We start from the raw sequence: 18,530 nt of genomic DNA on the forward strand, positions 1-18,530 counted from the left end.
GTTAAGAGGCACCTGATAATTTAATTGGCTTTGGCTTTGGCAAATCTCAGTATCAGCAGGCTGCCAACCAATATTGCCGCCATCTCTGCCATATACAGATAGGATATGCTGAAAGCCATATCGGTAAAAAACGCCTCTGGAAAAATATTAATCAGCCTGTCCGCAGCCGGATCCAGCAGCCATAAGTCATTGGTAAAGAAAATCTCGTGAAAAATCGTGAAATACTTATAAAAATCAATATTCATCAATGCAACAAGTATAAGCACCGGTGCAGTTCCTGCTATAGCCACGGCAATACCATATTTAGCAAGCCTTCGCAGCTGACCTGCATGGTTCCTCCTCCAGAACAAAAACAACATAAAGCCTACTATATAGAAAAATGAAAGATTTCGAAGAAATTGCCCTTTCACAAAAAGCCCCTTAACATCCACCATATGCTGCTTATCCCTCTCACTGAAAAATTCTTCAGCGCCCTTAGTGAACTCAGCCTTAAATTCCAAGTCAGCCCTTTTATCCTCAAGGTACAGCAGCAGCTGCTCTGTTGAAAGCATAAGGTTCTCAATACTCATGCCTATTTGCTCAGGAACATTATACTTAATGTACTCCGTTCTGTAGTAATCCCTGTCATATGCAACCACCTGCACATCTGTTAGAACTAGCATAATCGGCATCAATACAATGAACAATGCTACAAAAATCACACTTATTTTTTTCATTAGCTTATCCCCCAATAAAGTACTATCATCTATATTACCAGAAAATCGCTAAAAAATCACTGCATGCTGCTATCCTTTTTTTCATATAGTATGTCCTTCCCTGCATAAGCTATTGCACTCATTGCCAGAACCTCGGAAGAATCCACATAGCTGCTGCATATGCCGAATCTGCTGACTGCCAGTGGAAGCTCGGTGCAGCCCAGCACTATCACTTCAGCTCCACGGTGCTTCAAAGCCGATACAACATCTATTACATTAGCAGGATCAATATCCCCTCTACCCTTTTTGATGTCATATATCAGTGCTGTAATATGTTCCTGCTCCGACCGCTCCGGTATGACAATCTCCATTCCTGACTTTTCAAATACCTTTGTATATATTCCTGATTTGCAAGTGCCTTCAGTGGCTAGCAAGCCTATACGTCTTGCGGATGGACAACTGCTTTTTATATATTTAGCCGTCTCCTCCACCATATTTATCATGGGAATCCTGACAAACTTAATAATTTCATCATAATAATAGTGGGCAGTATTGCATGCCATTATTAGCACATCTGCCCCCATCATTTCAAGCTTTAACGCAGACCTTACAAGCTCAAAGATGGGATTAGCCCCATTGTTCAATATGGATTCCGTCCGGTCCGGTATATTTGTATTATTATCAATTATCATTGGAATATGTTCATTATCACTGTTAGCTTTTGTAAGTACAACAATTCGCTCAAACAGTCTGGCGGCAGCCAAAGGACCCATTCCGCCAACTATTCCAATGGTCCTCATATATCCACTCTCCGTTATTATTTAATTATCTCAATATACTTCTTAAGCGTATCTCTCCCATTTCCATCTCTTCCTTCCGCAGCATCACATGCAACCATGGAATTAAGCACAGCCTCTTCAGTAGCTTCTGCGGCGGCTCTGAACAACAGATTTATTTTCTCTTCATTTATCAGCTTAATATCAATAATATCCCGCTCTTCGTAGTGATTTATTCTGTTTGCAGTACTGAAGGATACTACAACATCGCCACTTCCGTTGCCTAAAAACGAGCCCAGTCTGGACAAACCCACTGCCGCTCTTTTTGATACTCTTTTAAGCTGCCTGTCAGACAAGGGTACATCAGTTGCAATAATTACAATTACCGAGCCTTTGTCCTCTTCCTTTGCCAACCCCTTTCTCCAAATAGTATTCCCTGCCTTCACGCCGTCCAGCATCAGGTCTTCCTTTACACCAAAATTTGATAGCACCAGAACTCCTATAGTATAACCCTTATCATCCAGCTTAATCATTCTGGAGGATGAGCCTATGCCGCCTTTAAGTCCAAAGCAGGACATTCCTGTGCCGGCACCCACTGCGCCTTCCTCAAAGTATTGACTTGCACTTCTAAGGCTTTCAAATACGTGTCTCTTCTTAACGTGCAGTCCTCTTATGTCATTCAGGTAACCGTCATTGCATTCACACACTATTGGGTTTACCGTTCCTGTGCTTATCCCTATATCTTCATTCTGCTCCAACATGTATTCCACAAGTGCTTCATAAGCCGTTCCGACGCTAAGTGTATTTGTTAGCACAATAGGGGTCTCGATATTACCGAGCTCCTCAATCTGAAGTGTTCCAGCAGTTTTTCCAAAACCGTTTATCACGTGACATGCGGCAACTACCTTCTCCTTGAACAGGTTTCCACTGTGAGGCAGTATTGCAGTGACTCCTGTCCTTATACCCTCTTCAATTATTGTGGAATGCCCCACCAGTACTCCATCCACATCAGTGATGGTATTGTTTTTCCCCGGTGCCAGCTGACCAATGCTGATGCCGTATTCTCTTATACTGTTCTTCTTCATACGCTACCTTCCTTTTTGCCAGTTTCCCATTTATTACAATAATTATATCAAATTGGGTCATTACCTAACAGTGCTTCTGTATTCCAACCTTCAGACGGTGTTTTCAAAATTTGTCCTATTTGCCATAACATTGTTCAATTTAGCTTATTTTTTATTTGTTTCAAATATGCATTGCAGTTGTATTCCAAAATTGGAAAGATGTTTAGGTTCCATATGCGAGACAAAGCCGTTTCTTAAATAATATTAAAGACAATTAAGGAAATAATAAAGCTAAAGAGGTGATTTTTTTGAATATTTTAAAGCATTTATATAGATTTTTTGTTCCAGCGCTTATTATATTATCTCTATTGAACTTTACAGCATGCTCCCCGCAAAAGAAACCTGAAGTTGCGCAGACGAAGGCTGAAGAAGAAAAGCCTCCCGGAGAATTGGATAAGTTGAAGGGCAGCATTGAAAAAGTGGAAAAAGCTCTTGAAACAATACATGAAGAGAGTAAAAAACCAATGTTCATTCAGCAGGAAAAAATCGAAAAGCAAGCCTCCGGAGGAGGTAAGCAGAAGGAGGGTGGACAGTCGGGTGGCCAAGGTGGTGGCGGCAGCAGTGGCGGCGGCAGCAGTAGCGGAGGCAGTGGCGGAGGCGGCGGCGGGCAAGGACAGCAGCAACAGGCACAAGCTACAAAGCTCCCCCCCGAACAGATAAAGCTAAAACTGGAACAGGAAAAATACAAGAAATTCGAAAAAATCAAGAAAGATGTATTGGGGTTGCATAGTGCTTGGAACAGCTATGAAGCGAAGGCCATTTCTGATTTTGCAATGCAAACTGCAATTAATGATTTTGAATCCGCACTAAATAATCTCACAAAAACAGTGGATACCCAGGATGTATACCTGAGCTTATTGGAAGTTAACCAACTGTATAAATATCTTCCTGATTTCTACATGCTATACGAGTCCAAGGTTCCTCCCGATCTTGACAGACTTCGGTTTGCAGTAAAAAAAATCCAGCTGTTAAGCGAAAAAAAGGACTTTACTGGTGCGAATGATGTACTCCAGTACTTTGAGAACATTTGGATGGCTGCAAGGCCAAAGCTGAAAAGTGACAATGCAGAAATCGTCAGCAAATTTGAGTTCGCATTTGCAGATCTGAAAAATGCTGTGATCGTAAAAAATGGAATGATTGTTGAAGCTAAATCAGAAGTTCTATTGAAGCTTGTTGATGAGATCGAAAAAAAAGCTGAGAAATCCGGCAAATAGCAGGGTATAGCATCAAATTATAAGAACCCCATTGGAATCTTGGGGTTCTTATAATTTGATGCATAATGTGATATAATTCAAAGAGTCATTTATACGTTATATATATAAAATTTTGTATGCGAGGTAATTTATGAAAGCACTCAAAAGTATACTTCCTCTGATAAATTTGATGCCGGAGAGCTTTATACGTCTTTTGGGCAGGGCTGCTGCCAATTATGTGCTGTCTAAATATGTGGATCTGGAGATCCATGGGAAGAAAACTTTGATTGAAAGGGAAAACAAACCTACAATATTTATCTCAAATCATCTAAGCAATGTAGATGGTGTTGTGCTGAACAGCCTGCTGAAGAACAACTCTGCAGCTTTTATGGCGGGAGTTAAGCTTGAAGATAATCCTTTTACATCATTTTTCCTTAAGACTATAAACCACATACCAATAACTCCCGGAAGTCCTGACAAAAGTGCAATCAAATCCGCCATTAATTACCTGAAAACAGGCGGCTCGATAGTCATATTCCCCGAAGGCACACGCAGTAGGACAGGCTCACTTATAAATGTCAAAAAGGGGTTCATTCTATTGGTAAAGCTGGCAAATGTACCTGTAGTGCCCATAGCTCTTGAAGGCACGGAAATAGTTCTTCCTATTAATGATAATGACATGGGAGGCGAGAAGCTTCATAAGTCAAAGGTAAACGTAAGGATCGGCGAACCTTTTACACTACCTCCAAAGGAAGAATGCCCGGCTGACACGGACTGGGAAAAAATGTGCGCTGACTTCGCAATGAGAAAGATAGCAGAAATGCTTGAGCCGAAGTACCAAGGGATATACAGCTAGGTTTAAGAATCTGGGTCGGGCTTTTAAGCCATTAGGTACGGATACCACTGAACACACGGGAACCCACGGAATCACACGGAAGGTAATATGTCAACCCGCCGTGGCTTCAGTGAAATTCAGTGTCTTCAGTGGTTTTCGTTCCTGACCTTCGACATACGAAGGGGCGACCATTGGTCGCCCCTTCATTTTTAAATAAATAAATTTACGTTTGCCCCGTCTGCTTCTCCTAGATATGTAGCCACTCCTGCGTATTCCACTCCATCTATTATCTCTTCCGGCTTAATACCCATCACATCCATTGACATTGTACAAGCGATGAACTTCACGCCCATATCCTGTGCGCTTCTTATGAGATCAGGCAGGCTGCTGACTCTCTTCTTTTTCATAATGTCCTTCATCATAGCTGTGCCCATCCCGCCCATATTCATTTTAGAGAGACTAAGCTTTTCAGCCCCCCTGGGCATCATCCATCCGAACATTGATTCCATAAAGGATTTTCTTACATTGATTTTCTGCGCCCTTCTCAGTATATTAAGACCCCAAAAGGTAAAAAACATTGTAACCTCGTCCCCCATAGCGGCAGCCCCATTAGCTATAATAAGGCCTGCCATGGCTTTGTCCAAATCTCCGCTGAACATTATCATCGTCTTACTGCTCATAACAACACCTTATCCTTTCCTAATTACTGCTTTGGTTGTTCCATCTTCTTCGACCAGGCTTACCAATTCATTGCCGGTCTTTCTGCACCAGGCTTCGATGTCTTTCTTGAAACCGTTGTCTGTTACCTCTATAGTTATCATATCCCCACTGTCAGATGCCTTAGCTACCTTGAAAAGCTCCACTACAGGTCCAGGACATTGAAGTCCCCTTGCGTTAATATACTTATCTGCCATTTTATCTTTCCCCCCTATTCCAACTTGTATGGATAAGCACAGGTTCCGCCTTCCAATACCTTCATATTTGTAAAACCCAGTTTTTTAAGCTTGAGATATGCCAGGAAAGCTCTCTTGCCAACCTTGCATACCAGTATTATTGTCTCTTTGCTTTTATCCAGCTCATCCGCTCTCGCTTCAAGCTCATTCATAGGTATATTTTTTGTACCTGGTATTGCGGATATGAAAAATTCCGCCTCTTCTCTCACATCAATGACGTTGATGCTTCCATCTTCCAGCTTGCCCGACAGTTCTTCAGCCTTCACTACTTCTATTTTGCCTTCCAGCTTGTTTAACATGACATTAGCCGCGAGAATTGTTGAACTCATTGCCATTGAAAAAGGCGGTGCATAGGCAAGGTCCAACTTAGCCAGATCCTCAACCCTTGCTCCAAGAGTTATTGCAGTTGCAATTATATCTATAGGTTTGTCAGCCGCGCCTTCTCCTACTACCTGTGCCCCAAGCACCTTATGGGTCCTCTTTTCTACAATAAGCTTTGTAATTATCTGTTTATACCCCGGGAAATAATGCGCTCTGTCATTTGCAGGAACCAATATGGTTTCAATCTCGTAGCCTTCCTTTATAGCATCTCTTTCAGAAAGTCCAGTCTTTGCCGCATTCACCTCAAAAAGCCTTACTATTGTAGTTCCAAGTACTCCCTCCAGGCTTTCCTTCAGTACATTCTCCTGATTTTCCAGCACAGCATTGTGTCCGGCGATTCTTCCTGTTTTGTTTGCTGTAGATCCCATAGGATACCATGCGGGCTTCCTGGTAATCAGGTTCATATTCTCAGCACAGTCTCCTGCCGCATATATGTCCTTTATATTTGTTTCCATATACTCATTCACTTTGATAGCCTTGGTCACACCCATTTCAATGCCTGCTTCGGCAGCAATACCTGTATTGGGTCTCACTCCGATAGATAGTATTACAAGGTCAGCTTCAATATCCGCTGCTGAGGTTTTTACAATAGTCACCCTTCCATCAGCACCTTCAAAGCCGGTGACCTTTTGACCGGTCAATATTTTAACTCCCTTGCTTACCATATGGTTTTGGGCATATAGTGCAATTTCCTCATCAAAGGGTGGAAGTATATGCGGCACAAGCTCCACTATAGTGACGTCCAGTCCCCTATGCTTAAGATTTTCAGCCGCCTCCAGCCCTATAAAGCCTCCACCTACCACTACTGCCTTTTTTGCTGCACCGGAATCCAGCAGCTCCCTTATCGCAAATGCATCTGCTACGCTTCTAAGTGTAAATATATTCCTTAGGTTAACGTTTTCAAGTGGTGGGACAATTGGTGAGGCCCCTGTAGCTATAATCAGCTTATCATAAGGAAATTCGCTTATCTTTCCGCTTCTCAAATCCTCGACTATTACTTTCTTTTCAGAAGCATTTATCTTCTTTACTTCATGCTCTATGAATATGTCAATATCCTGCTCCTTTTTGAAGTCCTCCACTGTCCTTACCAGAAGCTCCTGCTTTTCCTTGATAATCCCGCCTATGTAATAAGGCAGACCGCAACCGGCATATGATATATATCTTTCCTTGGTAAAAACCTTCACATCATAGTCCGGATTATCCCTTTGAGCTTTTGAAGCAGCCTTTGTCCCTGCTGCAACTGCACCTATAACAACCAGTTTTTGTTTTTCCATAAATGACCTCCAAAAAAATTAATCAAATAATGCGTTAATGATCTTCTTCACATCTTCATTTACTACGCTGTACGTTACCTCCAGCCCGTTTCTCTCACCTTTTATAATGCCCTTTGCCCTCAATATGCTCAGATGCTGCGATACTGTTGACTGCGGAAGCTCCAGGCATTCCTGCATGTGCGATACGTTGCACTCTTTATTGAGAAGTCCCTTTATAATGCAAAGCCTCACGGGATGGGCAATAGCCTTTAATATTTCTGCCGTACCCTCATATTTTTTTGTATCTTCCATTGAACATGTCTCACTCCTTATATTAATATATTCTAATATTAAGATATTGTGATATAGTTGTCAAGGAGGTAAAAGAAAAAACGCTGGTCACCCAGCGTTTTTTATGCGAATAACGAACTATATAACAGCTTCAGCGTGAGTACCAGTGCTATTGCCACAAATATTGGCTTAATTACCTTTGCACCGTTCTTTATAGCTATTTTACTTCCTAACCTAGCTCCCACTATCATTGAAAGAGCCATTGGTATTCCTACCATGTAGAGTATCTTTCCATTTAACGCAAACATCACAAGTGATGTGATGTTGCTCACAGAATTCAACACTTTGCTGTTACCGGCAGCTATTGTGAAATCAAAGCCGTAAACACTTATAAAAAGGAATATCAGGAAAGAGCCTGTCCCAGGTCCAAAGAAGCCATCATAAAACCCAAGGCCAAACGCAAATATGCAACCCTGTATGATGTTTTTCCTTGTGAGTTCAATAAATTTATACTCACTTCCAAAGTCCTTCTTAACAATTGTGTATATTGCAGTCGCAAAAATAAGTACTAATATTATTATCTGAAGAAACTTCTGGTCAATTTTCAGTGCAGTGAGCACTCCCATCACCGAGCCCACCAGAGTACATGGCACTGTATATTTCATAAGTGGAACAAATACCTTTTTTAAGCGTGTAAAAGTAAATGCGCTTGTGAAGGCTCCAAAGGAGCTTGCAAATTTGTTGGTGCCTAGAGCAAAATGAGGCGGCACTCCAGCTGCAAGTATAGCTGGAAGGCTTATAAGACCTCCCCCTCCGGCAATAGCATCTACTGTAGCTGCTGCAAAGCCTGCAATGCATATAAATATAACGTTGGCTAGATTTATTTCAAAATTCATATATATCTCCTGTGTTTCTTATAAGTCTTGGCTCGTGCTTCGTGCCACGTGCCTTCAGAAAAGTCTTCGTAGACTTATCCCAAGTACGCGCAACTCGAAACGCGTAACGCGTAACTATACCCGAAAGGAATACCCCAGGCAGCCCCTACTGGCTTGCGCCGCTGAAAAGAGGCGGTATAACCTGCATCTTCCTGGATACGACTCCCGGAAGCATTATGGAATTCTTACCGTGCTTTCCTTCAAAGGCCTTTGATATAAGCTCAGTATTGTTACCCGTAAATAACAGCTCTGTCCTTTCATTGGTAATGTCCGTAAGCATGAATAACACCATATCCAAGTCCTTATCCTTGTAGACCTTGTTCATGAATTCCAGTATCCTGTCCTTAACCTCCAGCAGCTCATTGCTGTCCATGGAATTCACCTGCCCGACTCCTATCTCAAATTCTCCCATCTTAAACTGCTTGAAATCTTGATAAAAAAGCTCTTCGGCGCTTTTCTCAACAAGGTTGGAGCCTGCTCTAAACATTGCAATTGCGAACTCCTCCATGTCCAGTCCTGCTATTGAAGCAAGGCTTTCCGCTGCCGCTTTGTCCATATCTGTGCAGGTAGGGGATTTAAAGGCAAGAGTATCTGACAATATTGCAGCGCAAAGTATTCCTGCTATCTGCCTGCTTATTTCTATATTGTTCTCCCTGTATATATTGCGAATTATTGTCGCAGTACAGCCCAAGGGCTGGTTTCTGAAATATACCGGTCCAATGGTCTCTATATCCCCAATTCTGTGGTGGTCGATTATCTCAAGTATTTCAGCTTCTTCAAGGCCCTCCACGGCTTGGGAACGCTCATTGTGATCCACGAGAATAACCTGCTTGCGCTGTGAATTAATAAGTGATGCTCTAGAAAGCATTCCAACCATATTGTTCTCATCATCTACCACAGGGAAATTTCTAAATCTCTTCTTTACCATGATTTCTCTTATATCATCCACATAATCATTTATATTAAATGTCACTAGTTCTTCCGATTTCATGAACTGCCTTATAGGTATGCTTTGGTTTATCAGCCTCGCAACTGCATAAGTGTCATGGGGTGAAATCACTATTGCACAATTATTGGACTCGGCAAGCTTCTTTATAGAGCTTGCCACAGGTATGCCCCCCGTGACCACAATGCACTGTGCCCCCATCTCAATAGCACAGAGCTGAGTCTCATATCTATTTCCTACAATTACAATATCCTTGGGGTGTATATAGCCTTCCATTACATCCGGATTCATCGCACCAATGAGCACATGCCCGTTATATATCGAGTCATTTATGTCCCCGACCAATATTTCACCCTCCAGCACTTCGATTATATTTCTATATGGCGTCCTGGCTTGGGATAAAATATCATTGTCATATATATCCATGAAGGAATGCGCTATATCATCAACCGCAATAATACCATCCAACGTACTGTTGTTATGGGAAATTGGCAAAGTTGTTATACCCCAGTTTTTCATTATTTCCCACGCTTTTTTCAGGGATATTTCCGGTTCTACAAGCTTTACTCCCCTAATATTTATATCCTTCACCTGTGTCCTTACATCATTTATCAGTTTCGGCTCCTCAACCTTGAAATAGTTCAGGACAAAAAGCGTTTCGCTGTTTATCTCCCCTATCCTCTTGGAAAAGTATGCATTGCTGGAAGTCATTAAGTTTTTAAGGGTGGCATAGGCTATGGATGAACATATTGAATCGGTGTCGGGATTCTTGTGTCCTATTACTGATATCTCTTTATTCACGCATGTTCCTCCTTAAGCATGGTCTCTACCTTTTCTGTACAGTAGTCAATAAAGCTTTCAAAGTCCTCCCGTACGATAGTCCTGCTTTTTTCTATTATATCGCTGCATCTTGATATATCAATCTTTATACCATGTTTAACCTGCATTTGAGCATTATATCTGTTTGCAAGGGCAAGACTGCTTAATTCCTGAAGCTCCATAAATTCGGTAAACTTGCTGAAGCAATCAGCAGCAGATCTTTCTTTTAAGCCAAAGTATTTGTCTATCCTGGTTGAGAGTTCATTTATCAAATAGTTATCGGTCAAACCCTTATGTAATATACTCACCAGTTCATTTTCCGAGTCTGCAATATTCATCTCAATGCCCATTTCTATGAAATTATGTGCTTTCCAGAGTCCGAACTTATCAGGGATATTGCAGGCAGAAATAACTTCCTTCTCTATTTCCACTGCTTTTTGGAAGCAGTAGCCCTTATATCCGCTGCCATACTCCTCATCTCCATAGAAATCAAGACCCTTGGGGTTTACGGTATGAGTAACCGCAGCCCTTGCGAAATCAAGGTACTCTTCTGAGTGATCTCTGAAACGCTCATACAGTCCCCACCCTGCATTATGGGTTTGGTCATATGTAAGACTGCACTTTATCACAGTATCCGGAAAAACAGATCCCAGAACAGTAAGATTGTTCACATAACCCAATACTCTTCTGCTGAACCAAATGTGTGTTATTGGAAACATGGTATCACATCTCTCATTTCTTTATTAAATAGCAATATATCTATATATTAATATATTCTTGCTATTTAATAAAGAAAAACATCCAATTTGCATTGGATGTTTTGCCTCTATGTAAATTTTTATGCAGACTTAGTCATTTTGTTGGCAACCATTTTGTATATTTCACCTGTCACTATCGGTATAAGGCTTAGCAGCAATATTATTATCCAATCCTTCATACCCAGAGGATAGGTCTTAAAAATGGGCTGCAGGAACGGAATATACAGAACCACCAACATAAGCACAAGAGATGTCAAGGTAGCCCATACCAGCGACCTATTGGTGAATATCCCGAGTTTAATCAGCGGGTATCGCTCAGACCTGCATGCATAGGCCATTACCAGCTCAACTATTACAAGTGTGGTAAACGCTACGGTTCTTGCCATTCCTAAATCCTGATTGTAATTACTTAAAGCCCACCGAAACGCTATAAGAACAGCTGCTGTCTGTGCTATACTAAGCACTGCTATTAATGATGCCAGGCTCTTGTTCAAAATGGGTTCCTTTGCGGCTCTAGGCTTTCTGCTCATTATATCAGGCTCTCCTTTTTCTGTACCGAGGGCAAGAGCCGGGAAGCTGTCTGAAACAAGGTTAAGCCATAAGAGCTGTATTGGTATCAGAGGTATTGGCATATTCATCAGTATACTGATGAATATAATGAGTATCTCTGCTATATTGCAGGAGAGCAGGAAAAATACGAACTTTCTTATATTGCTGTAGATTATTCTGCCTTCCTCGACTGCTGACACTATTGATGCAAAATTATCATCCACTAGTATTATATCTGCCGTACCCTTTGCGACGTCAGTACCGGTTATACCCATTGACACACCAATATCTGCTTTCTTTAAAGCCATTGCATCGTTGACTCCGTCACCGGTCATTGCAGCTATATGACCTTTTCTTTTGAGCATCTCTACAATCCTTACCTTATGATCAGGTGAAACCCTTGCATAGACGCTGGTAGTCTCAACTCTGCCATAAAGCTCCTCATCGGACAGCTTATCCAATTCTGAGCCTGTAAGTACGCCGGAATTCTCAACCATAAGCCCCAGGTCCCTGGCAATTGCCACAGCAGTATCCCTGTGGTCTCCAGTAATCATAACCGGCTTTATTCCCGCTGCCTTGCAGGTCTTTATTGCCTCAAAGGCTTCTCCCCTGGCCGGGTCTATCATTCCCATAAGGCCAACAAATATCAGGTCGTTTTCTATACTTTCAGAGTTTATTGCTTGTGGAAGCTTATCATATTCCCTATATGTAAAAGCCAGTACTCGGAGCGCTTCTCCGGCAAACTCACTGTTTACCTTGGCTATTTCCTGTCTCAGAGCTTCAGTAAGGGTCACAATACTGCCGTTCTGGTATATCTTTGTGCACTTGTTCAATATTATGTCGGGAGCACCCTTTGTAAAGGATACTATCTTATCAGCAATAAAATTCTTGTGGAAGGTAGTCATCATTTTTCTCTCGGAATCAAAAGGAATCTCTTCAACCCTATCGAAATCCTCGTTCATCTTAACCTTTTCATATCCTGACTTTGCACCCGCTACAACAAGGGCGCCCTCAGTAGGATCACCGATTATTCCCCAGAGGTTTTCCTCCACATTCTTCTTTTCAAGTGTGGAGTCATTGCACAACACCCCTGCCGAAAGCAGGAGCTTAAGTCCAGGCTCCTTCTCAATATCTGCCTTTGAATCTCCAATTGTATACTCTCCCGTTGGGTTATATCCCTGTCCTGAGACCTTGTAAACTTTTCCACCGGTAAAAGTTCTTACAACTGTCATCTCATTCTGAGTGAGAGTGCCGGTTTTGTCTGAGCATATTACTGTTACGCAGCCGAGGGTTTCAACTGCAAGCAGCTTTCTTACAATGGCATTTCTCTGCACCATTCTTTTCATTCCCAGTGCCAACACAATAGTAACAACAGCCGGAAGTCCTTCCGGTATTGCTGCAACAGCAAGGCTTATGGATACCAGGAACATTTCCAGGAGGTCGCCTCCTTTGATGAATCCTATTGCAAATACCATTGCACATATTATCAGGCAGGCAGTTCCCAACCATTTTCCCAATTCATTAAGCTTCAGCTGCAAAGGAGTCGTTTCATCCTCAAAAGCTTGGATTGCTTCAGCGATTCTGCCAATTTCAGTATTTATTCCAGTACCGACAACGATACCCTTTCCTCTTCCGTAGGTCACTATAGTGCTCATGTAAGCCATGTTCAGTCTGTCTCCTAATGGCATCTCCGTATCAAAGGCCTTGCGTGCATCTTTGTCTGAAGGCACAGATTCACCCGTAAGGGAAGCTTCCTCCACCTTAAGGTTCGCACTTTCAAAAAGCCGCAAGTCCGCAGGTATGCTGTCTCCCGCCTCAATCAGCACTACATCTCCGGGCACCAGATTCTTAGCTTGGATTATCTCTATATGACCATCCCTGCAGACCCTGGCATTCGGAGCGGACATTTTCTTTAGCGCATCCATTGCTTTTTCCGCTTTGCCCTCCTGTACAACACCCAGGACTGCATTTACTATGACTATAGCTATAATTACTATAGCGTCTGATACTTCTCCTACCAGGCCTGACACTATACTAGCGATAATAAGTATTATTACAAGGAAATCTTTAAGCTGCTTGACAATTTTAACCCACAGGGGTTCCTTTTCCTTCTCCTTAAGCTCATTATGCCCGTACTTATCAAGTCTTTTGGCGACCTCATCCTTGCTCAAGCCTTTCTTGACCTCCACAGAAAGCTCCTCTGACACAGACTGTATACCTTTGTTGTACCAATCCAGATTCAAACGATCCCCTCCTTAATATATATAATGTTACATTGAAATCGGTAAATTATTACATTTATTATACAAAATAATATAATAAAAAGACCCTCAATACAATGGTAACCATCGCATCAAAGGTCTTGCTTGGCTTTGCTAGAAAGTCCCAATGAAACCAAGCCGTTAGGCTGTGTTGTTGACTTCATTGACTCATTAGAGCAGCTACTCCCCTCTAATAGATTAATAAATCTGTTATGAGAGATATAATTTATTATATAAAGTATATTCTTGTCGAATATAATTGTCAATATCGCTTATCTACTAATAAACGGTTCTATTACTTACTCAGGATATCATCATCTGCCCTGTATTAGATTCCAATTCCCAGCAGCAGGGCAGAACATCAAGGAAGTGGATTTTAACATTTTGAACAATTATTATTCTGTTATATTAAATTCCACTAGTTCCACACCGCTGTTTCTTTCCATAACTGTTCTTATTGACCACTCATTTTGGAACAGCAGCACAGGATTATCATACTGATCTGTTGCTATAAGTGTATCAGTAGTAATTCTGAAGGTCCTTGGATTGAAACCAGCACTCTTTACCCATCTGATATATTTATAAGGCAGGTGGTCAATACTTATATCCACGCCATATTCATGCTTCAATCTGTATTCCAGTACCTCCAGCTGGAGTACCCCCACAACGCCTATTATAAACTCCTGAGCTATGGAATCCTTCTGCTGGAATATCTGAATGGCACCTTCCTCAGAAATCTGATCTATCCCCTTCATAAACTGTTTTCGCTTCAAGGAATTCTTGGTATATACCCTTGCAAAATGCTCCGGTGAAAATACCGGTATACCTTCAAACTTAAAGGTACTTCCCTCGCATAAGGTATCCCCTATTTTGAATATTCCCGGATCAAATACCCCAATTATATCTCCTGCATAAGCCTCTTCGACTATTTCCCTGTCCTGAGCCAGGAACTGCTGCGGCTGCGACAGCTTTATCACCTTACCGGCCTGCACATGGTTTACTTCCATACCTTTTGTGAATTTGCCGGAGCAGATTCTCAGGAATGCTATCCTATCCCTGTGTGTAGGATTCATGTTGGCCTGTATTTTGAATATGAATCCTGAAAACTTGTCACTATCCGCATCTATTTCACCAATATCCGCATTTCTAGAAAGGGGTGGTGTTGTCAATCCTAGAAACTCCTCCAAAAATACCTGCACACCGAAATTAGTCATGGCACTGCCAAAAAACACAGGTGTCAGTTCGCCCTTCAGAACTTTCCTCTTGCTGAACTCATCCCCTGCCATATCCAGGAGCATTATATCGTCTACCAGCTTTTTATGAGCCTCTTCTCCCAGAAGGTCCAGGAATATCGGATCATCAACATTCCTCTTAGAGGATGCTACTGCGCTTTGTCCATGGTCTCCGCTGTCAAAAAGTTCTATTTGAGACAGCTTTCTATTATAGATGCCCAAGAAGCTCCCGCCTACCCTTATAGGCCAATTCATAGGGTAGGACTGAATTCCAAGCACCTTTTCAATTTCCTCAACCAGTTCAAAGGGATCTTTACCTGCTCTGTCCATCTTATTAATAAAGGTAAAAATGGGTATACCCCTCATTTTGCAAACATGGAACAGTTTCTTGGTCTGTTCCTCAACACCCTTTGCAGAGTCAATTATCATAACTGCACTATCTGCCGCCATAAGAGTCCTATATGTGTCTTCGCTGAAGTCTTGATGTCCAGGCGTATCAAGTATGTTGATGCAGTAATCATTGTACTCAAACTGCATTACACTGGAGGTAACTGAAATACCCCTCTGCTTCTCAATTTCCATCCAGTCAGACACTGCATGCTTCTGTGCTTTCCTGGCTTTTACAGAACCTGCAAGTCGAATAGCGCCCCCGTATAACAGGAGCTTTTCAGTTAGTGTGGTCTTCCCTGCATCAGGGTGCGATATTATGGCAAAGGTTCTTCGCCTTTTTATTTCCTTTAAAACTTCCTGCTCTACAACTGACATCTAATTACTCCTTAATAATATATTATATGAACATACTAAATTCTACACGAAAAAAAGACTGTATGTCAATTTAATAATAAAAAGCATGCTTAGCAACACAAAATTGTATTGATAAGCATGTCATTATACCTATACCATATTAGTAAATAGGGGTGCAGTAATCCATATATTTTGGATTTCTACCCGCAGTAATTTCAAAGAATAGTTCCTTCAGCTTTTTGCAAACCTCCCCTTGCTTTCCTGTACCTATTATTCTCCTATCCACTTCAACTATTGATAGTACCTCCATTGCTGTCCCACTGAAAAAAGCCTCCTGTGCAGAATAAAGCTCAGTCCTTGAAATGCTTCTCTCCACCACCTCCATACCAAGTTCTTCCCTGGCAAGAGTCATAATGGTTTCCCTCGTTATTCCTTCAAGTATGTTGTCTGAAGGAGGTGGAGTTATAAGCTTTCCTTTTTTCATCATAAATATGTTCTCTCCAGGGCCCTCGCAAACATTTCCGCTGTCAGTAAGGAAAATTGCTTCATCATAACCGTTCCTCAAAACTTCAAGAGAAGCCAATGCCGAATTCAGATATGCTGCAGTAGCTTTAGTTCTTGGCGGCAGCATATTATCTCTTATTCTTTGCCAGGATGTAACCGATACGCGTGCTTCTGTTTTACCCGAAAAATTTCCCATGGGCTCACAATAAATCAGCAATCTATTGTCTTCATCCAGCAAGGTAGGGTTCAAACCTTCGCCGCCTTTATACGCAAGCGGCCTTATATACACAGTAGTCTTAAAGTTGTTTTTTTTCAGAAGCTCCACCGTATAATCACAAAGCTCAGATACCGTATAGGGAATATTGATGTATAAAGCTTTGCATGACTGCAGCAGTCTTTCATAATGCTCCTTCAATCTGAAGCCATACAGCTGCTGGCTTTCCTCATCCCAATATGCCCTTATTCCTTCAAAACAGCCAAGCCCATAGTTCACCAGCTTGCTCCTAATACTTATGCTGACTTCTCTTTCATCAACTATTTTTCCATTGTAGAAAACGTAAGATTCATTCATATCTCTATCTCCTTCACTAATTATATATCGCCTATGCACTCGCTTATAGGCTCCCCTGCAGGGACCATCGGAAGCACCAAGTCATTTGGATGCATCATGCACTCAATTAATACCGGCTCATTTAACTCCAAAGCCTCTTTAAAAGCCTTTTCAACTTCTACATCTTCTGTAATCCTCATGGATTTTATTCCAAAAGCATCCGCAAGCTTCATAAAGTTTACTTCATCTCCAAGACTTGTATGTGAATACCTTTCATTAAAAAATATCTTTTGCCACTGACGTACCATTCCAAGGGAGTTGTTATTTAAAAGCACCTGTATTATAGGAAGCTTATATTTTGAAATGGTGGAAAGCTCTGCAAGATTCATCTTAAAGCTCCCATCCCCTGCTATATTAATAACTCTATGGTCAGGCCGCCCCACCGCTGCACCTATGGCTGCGCTGAGTCCATAGCCCATAGTACCGAGCCCTCCGGAAGATATAAATGTCCTTGGATTTGTAAAAGGATAGTACTGAGCCGTCCACATCTGATTTTGGCCTACTTCAGTGGTTATTATGGTATCCTCCCCTGTAAGCTCATAAAGCTTGTTCATCAAATACTGGGGATTTAGTGAGCCATTGCTTTTGTAGCTCGCAGCATATGTTTCTTTCCAGCTTTGTATCTGTTTATTCCAAGCACCTGCCTTCTTTTCATCTACCCTTATTATTAAAAGCTCCAAAAACTTCTTAACGTCACCACAGAGTGGAATTCTTATATCAATATTCTTTCCAAATTCCTCAGGATCAATATCTATGTGTATTATATGCGCATAAGGTGCAAATCCGTCAGCTTTGCAGATTGTCCTGTCACTAAAGCGTGCACCGACCGCAATGAGAAGGTCGCAGTTGCTTATGGCAAGATTTGAGCATCGTGATCCATGCATGCCCACCAAGCCCATATAATTAGGATGCGTTCCCGGAAATACTCCTGTGCCCATTAGTGAGCTGCATACAGGGGATTTTAACTTCTCTGCAAACTCCAGCAGTTCGCCGCAGGAGTCTGAAATCTTAACACCGCCTCCGGCATATATAACAGGTCTTTTACTGCTGTTTATCAGTTCAACTGCTTTATCCAAGTATAAATTCATTTCCTTGGACATTTCTGACAGACTGACCGTCTTGTAGCTCGTATCTATCTTCATAGGCTGATATTCAATTTCAGTCATCTGGACATCCTTAGGTATATCAATGAGCACCGGCCCTGGGCGGCCTGACCTTGCAATTTCAAAGGCTTCTCTAACAATTTCAGGCAGCATCTCAGGATCTTTTACTATATAGTTCTTTTTGGTTATAGGCTTTGTGATACTGGTAATATCCAGTTCCTGAAAGGAAGCCTTCCCAAGAAGTGATCTTGCCACCTGTCCGGTGATCACTACCATAGGCACTGAATCCCTGTATGCAGTTGCTATTCCCGTTACAGTATTGGAGGCTCCGGGGCCCGAAGTTACCAGCACAACTCCAACCTTTCCGGTTGCTCTTGAATAGCCGTCTGCTGCATGAGTCGCCCCCTGTTCATGGGCAGTCAATATATGAGTTATATCATTTCTATAGTATAGCGCATCATATATGTTAATTACCGTTCCTCCAGGAAATCCGAATATAGTATCCACTTCCTGTTCACGCAAACATTCCAACAGCACCTCTGCAACTTTCAACTTCATTCCATCACCT

Annotated in this window: 16 protein-coding genes; 2 read left to right on the forward strand and 14 right to left on the reverse strand. The window is 41.8% G+C overall.

What is annotated here, in order from left to right; all coding sequences use genetic code 11:
* Positions 1-20 precede the first annotated feature (20 nt).
* The 3 genes from VEB00_03365 to VEB00_03375 are packed head-to-tail and all read right to left on the reverse strand — an operon-like array spanning position 21 to position 2,556.
* On the reverse strand, positions 21-716 hold the full coding sequence (locus tag VEB00_03365; protein ID HYF82053.1) for a TIGR01906 family membrane protein: 696 nt from the start codon (positions 714-716) through the stop codon (positions 21-23).
* A gap of 56 nt (positions 717-772) precedes the next feature.
* Positions 773-1,495, reverse strand: coding sequence for an amino acid racemase (locus tag VEB00_03370; GenBank protein ID HYF82054.1), 723 nt, complete (start codon positions 1,493-1,495; stop codon positions 773-775).
* 17 nt (positions 1,496-1,512) lie between these two features.
* On the reverse strand, positions 1,513-2,556 hold the full coding sequence (locus VEB00_03375; protein HYF82055.1) for a P1 family peptidase: 1,044 nt from the start codon (positions 2,554-2,556) through the stop codon (positions 1,513-1,515).
* A gap of 287 nt (positions 2,557-2,843) precedes the next feature.
* On the opposite strand from VEB00_03375, the gene VEB00_03380 reads away from it, so the two are divergent.
* Both VEB00_03380 and VEB00_03385 read left to right on the forward strand, forming a co-directional pair.
* Positions 2,844-3,809 carry a hypothetical protein gene (locus VEB00_03380; protein HYF82056.1) on the forward strand — a complete coding sequence of 322 codons (966 nt, stop codon included), beginning with the start codon at positions 2,844-2,846 and terminating at the stop codon, positions 3,807-3,809.
* Between the two features lie 130 nt (positions 3,810-3,939).
* A complete protein-coding gene (locus VEB00_03385) occupies positions 3,940-4,644 on the forward strand; it encodes a lysophospholipid acyltransferase family protein (GenBank protein ID HYF82057.1) in 705 nt (234 codons plus the stop codon).
* 188 nt (positions 4,645-4,832) lie between these two features.
* On the opposite strand, the gene VEB00_03390 is transcribed toward VEB00_03385, so the two are convergent.
* The 11 genes from VEB00_03390 to ilvB all read right to left on the reverse strand — a co-directional run bounded on the left by VEB00_03390 (position 4,833) and on the right by ilvB (position 18,520).
* Entirely contained in the window at positions 4,833-5,303 is a 471-nt protein-coding gene (locus VEB00_03390; protein ID HYF82058.1) for a DsrE/DsrF/DrsH-like family protein, read from the reverse strand.
* 9 nt (positions 5,304-5,312) lie between these two features.
* On the reverse strand, positions 5,313-5,537 hold the full coding sequence (locus VEB00_03395) for a sulfurtransferase TusA family protein (GenBank protein ID HYF82059.1): 225 nt from the start codon (positions 5,535-5,537) through the stop codon (positions 5,313-5,315).
* Between the two features lie 14 nt (positions 5,538-5,551).
* Complete coding sequence (locus tag VEB00_03400; GenBank protein HYF82060.1) at positions 5,552-7,231, reverse strand: FAD-dependent oxidoreductase; 1,680 nt, start codon at positions 7,229-7,231, stop codon at positions 5,552-5,554.
* 18 nt (positions 7,232-7,249) lie between these two features.
* Positions 7,250-7,522 (reverse strand): metalloregulator ArsR/SmtB family transcription factor, encoded by a 273-nt coding sequence (locus tag VEB00_03405; GenBank protein HYF82061.1) that lies wholly within the window; start codon positions 7,520-7,522, stop codon positions 7,250-7,252.
* A gap of 101 nt (positions 7,523-7,623) precedes the next feature.
* Positions 7,624-8,397: a TSUP family transporter gene (locus VEB00_03410; GenBank protein HYF82062.1), complete on the reverse strand. Its 774-nt coding sequence runs from the start codon at positions 8,395-8,397 to the stop codon at positions 7,624-7,626.
* A gap of 145 nt (positions 8,398-8,542) precedes the next feature.
* On the reverse strand, positions 8,543-10,183 hold the full coding sequence (locus VEB00_03415; protein HYF82063.1) for a putative manganese-dependent inorganic diphosphatase: 1,641 nt from the start codon (positions 10,181-10,183) through the stop codon (positions 8,543-8,545).
* On the reverse strand, positions 10,180-10,920 hold the full coding sequence (locus VEB00_03420) for a hypothetical protein (GenBank protein ID HYF82064.1): 741 nt from the start codon (positions 10,918-10,920) through the stop codon (positions 10,180-10,182). The genes VEB00_03415 and VEB00_03420 overlap by 4 nt, the downstream gene beginning before the upstream one ends.
* A gap of 119 nt (positions 10,921-11,039) precedes the next feature.
* Complete coding sequence (locus VEB00_03425) at positions 11,040-13,751, reverse strand: cation-translocating P-type ATPase (GenBank protein ID HYF82065.1); 2,712 nt, start codon at positions 13,749-13,751, stop codon at positions 11,040-11,042.
* Positions 13,752-14,164: 413 nt separating this feature from the next.
* The gene (locus VEB00_03430) at positions 14,165-15,766 is read right to left on the reverse strand and encodes a peptide chain release factor 3 (GenBank protein HYF82066.1); all 1,602 of its coding nucleotides are present in this window, start codon (positions 15,764-15,766) and stop codon (positions 14,165-14,167) included.
* A gap of 139 nt (positions 15,767-15,905) precedes the next feature.
* Positions 15,906-16,820 carry a branched-chain amino acid transaminase gene (locus tag VEB00_03435; protein HYF82067.1) on the reverse strand — a complete coding sequence of 305 codons (915 nt, stop codon included), beginning with the start codon at positions 16,818-16,820 and terminating at the stop codon, positions 15,906-15,908.
* Between the two features lie 20 nt (positions 16,821-16,840).
* A complete protein-coding gene (gene ilvB / locus VEB00_03440) occupies positions 16,841-18,520 on the reverse strand; it encodes a biosynthetic-type acetolactate synthase large subunit (protein ID HYF82068.1) in 1,680 nt (559 codons plus the stop codon).
* Between the last annotated feature and the right edge of the window lie 10 nt (positions 18,521-18,530).

It is taken from the genome of Clostridia bacterium (genome assembly GCA_035628995.1).
Classification (GTDB): domain Bacteria; phylum Bacillota; class Clostridia; order Lutisporales; family Lutisporaceae; genus BRH-c25.

Excerpts from the sequence above, each read along its gene's own strand:
- VEB00_03365 (HYF82053.1), bottom strand. The coding sequence starts at position 716 with ATGAAAAAAATAAGTGTGATTTTTGTAGCATTGTTCATTGTATTGATG.
- VEB00_03370 (HYF82054.1), bottom strand. The coding sequence starts at position 1,495 with ATGAGGACCATTGGAATAGTTGGCGGAATGGGTCCTTTGGCTGCCGCC.
- VEB00_03375 (HYF82055.1), bottom strand. The coding sequence starts at position 2,556 with ATGAAGAAGAACAGTATAAGAGAATACGGCATCAGCATTGGTCAGCTG.
- VEB00_03385 (HYF82057.1), top strand. The coding sequence starts at position 3,940 with ATGAAAGCACTCAAAAGTATACTTCCTCTGATAAATTTGATGCCGGAG.
- VEB00_03390 (HYF82058.1), bottom strand. The coding sequence starts at position 5,303 with ATGAGCAGTAAGACGATGATAATGTTCAGCGGAGATTTGGACAAAGCC.
- VEB00_03395 (HYF82059.1), bottom strand. The coding sequence starts at position 5,537 with ATGGCAGATAAGTATATTAACGCAAGGGGACTTCAATGTCCTGGACCT.
- VEB00_03400 (HYF82060.1), bottom strand. The coding sequence starts at position 7,231 with ATGGAAAAACAAAAACTGGTTGTTATAGGTGCAGTTGCAGCAGGGACA.
- VEB00_03405 (HYF82061.1), bottom strand. The coding sequence starts at position 7,522 with ATGGAAGATACAAAAAAATATGAGGGTACGGCAGAAATATTAAAGGCT.
- VEB00_03410 (HYF82062.1), bottom strand. The coding sequence starts at position 8,397 with ATGAATTTTGAAATAAATCTAGCCAACGTTATATTTATATGCATTGCA.
- VEB00_03420 (HYF82064.1), bottom strand. The coding sequence starts at position 10,920 with ATGTTTCCAATAACACACATTTGGTTCAGCAGAAGAGTATTGGGTTAT.
- VEB00_03430 (HYF82066.1), bottom strand. The coding sequence starts at position 15,766 with ATGTCAGTTGTAGAGCAGGAAGTTTTAAAGGAAATAAAAAGGCGAAGA.
- VEB00_03435 (HYF82067.1), bottom strand. The coding sequence starts at position 16,820 with ATGAATGAATCTTACGTTTTCTACAATGGAAAAATAGTTGATGAAAGA.
- ilvB (HYF82068.1), bottom strand. The coding sequence starts at position 18,520 with ATGAAGTTGAAAGTTGCAGAGGTGCTGTTGGAATGTTTGCGTGAACAG.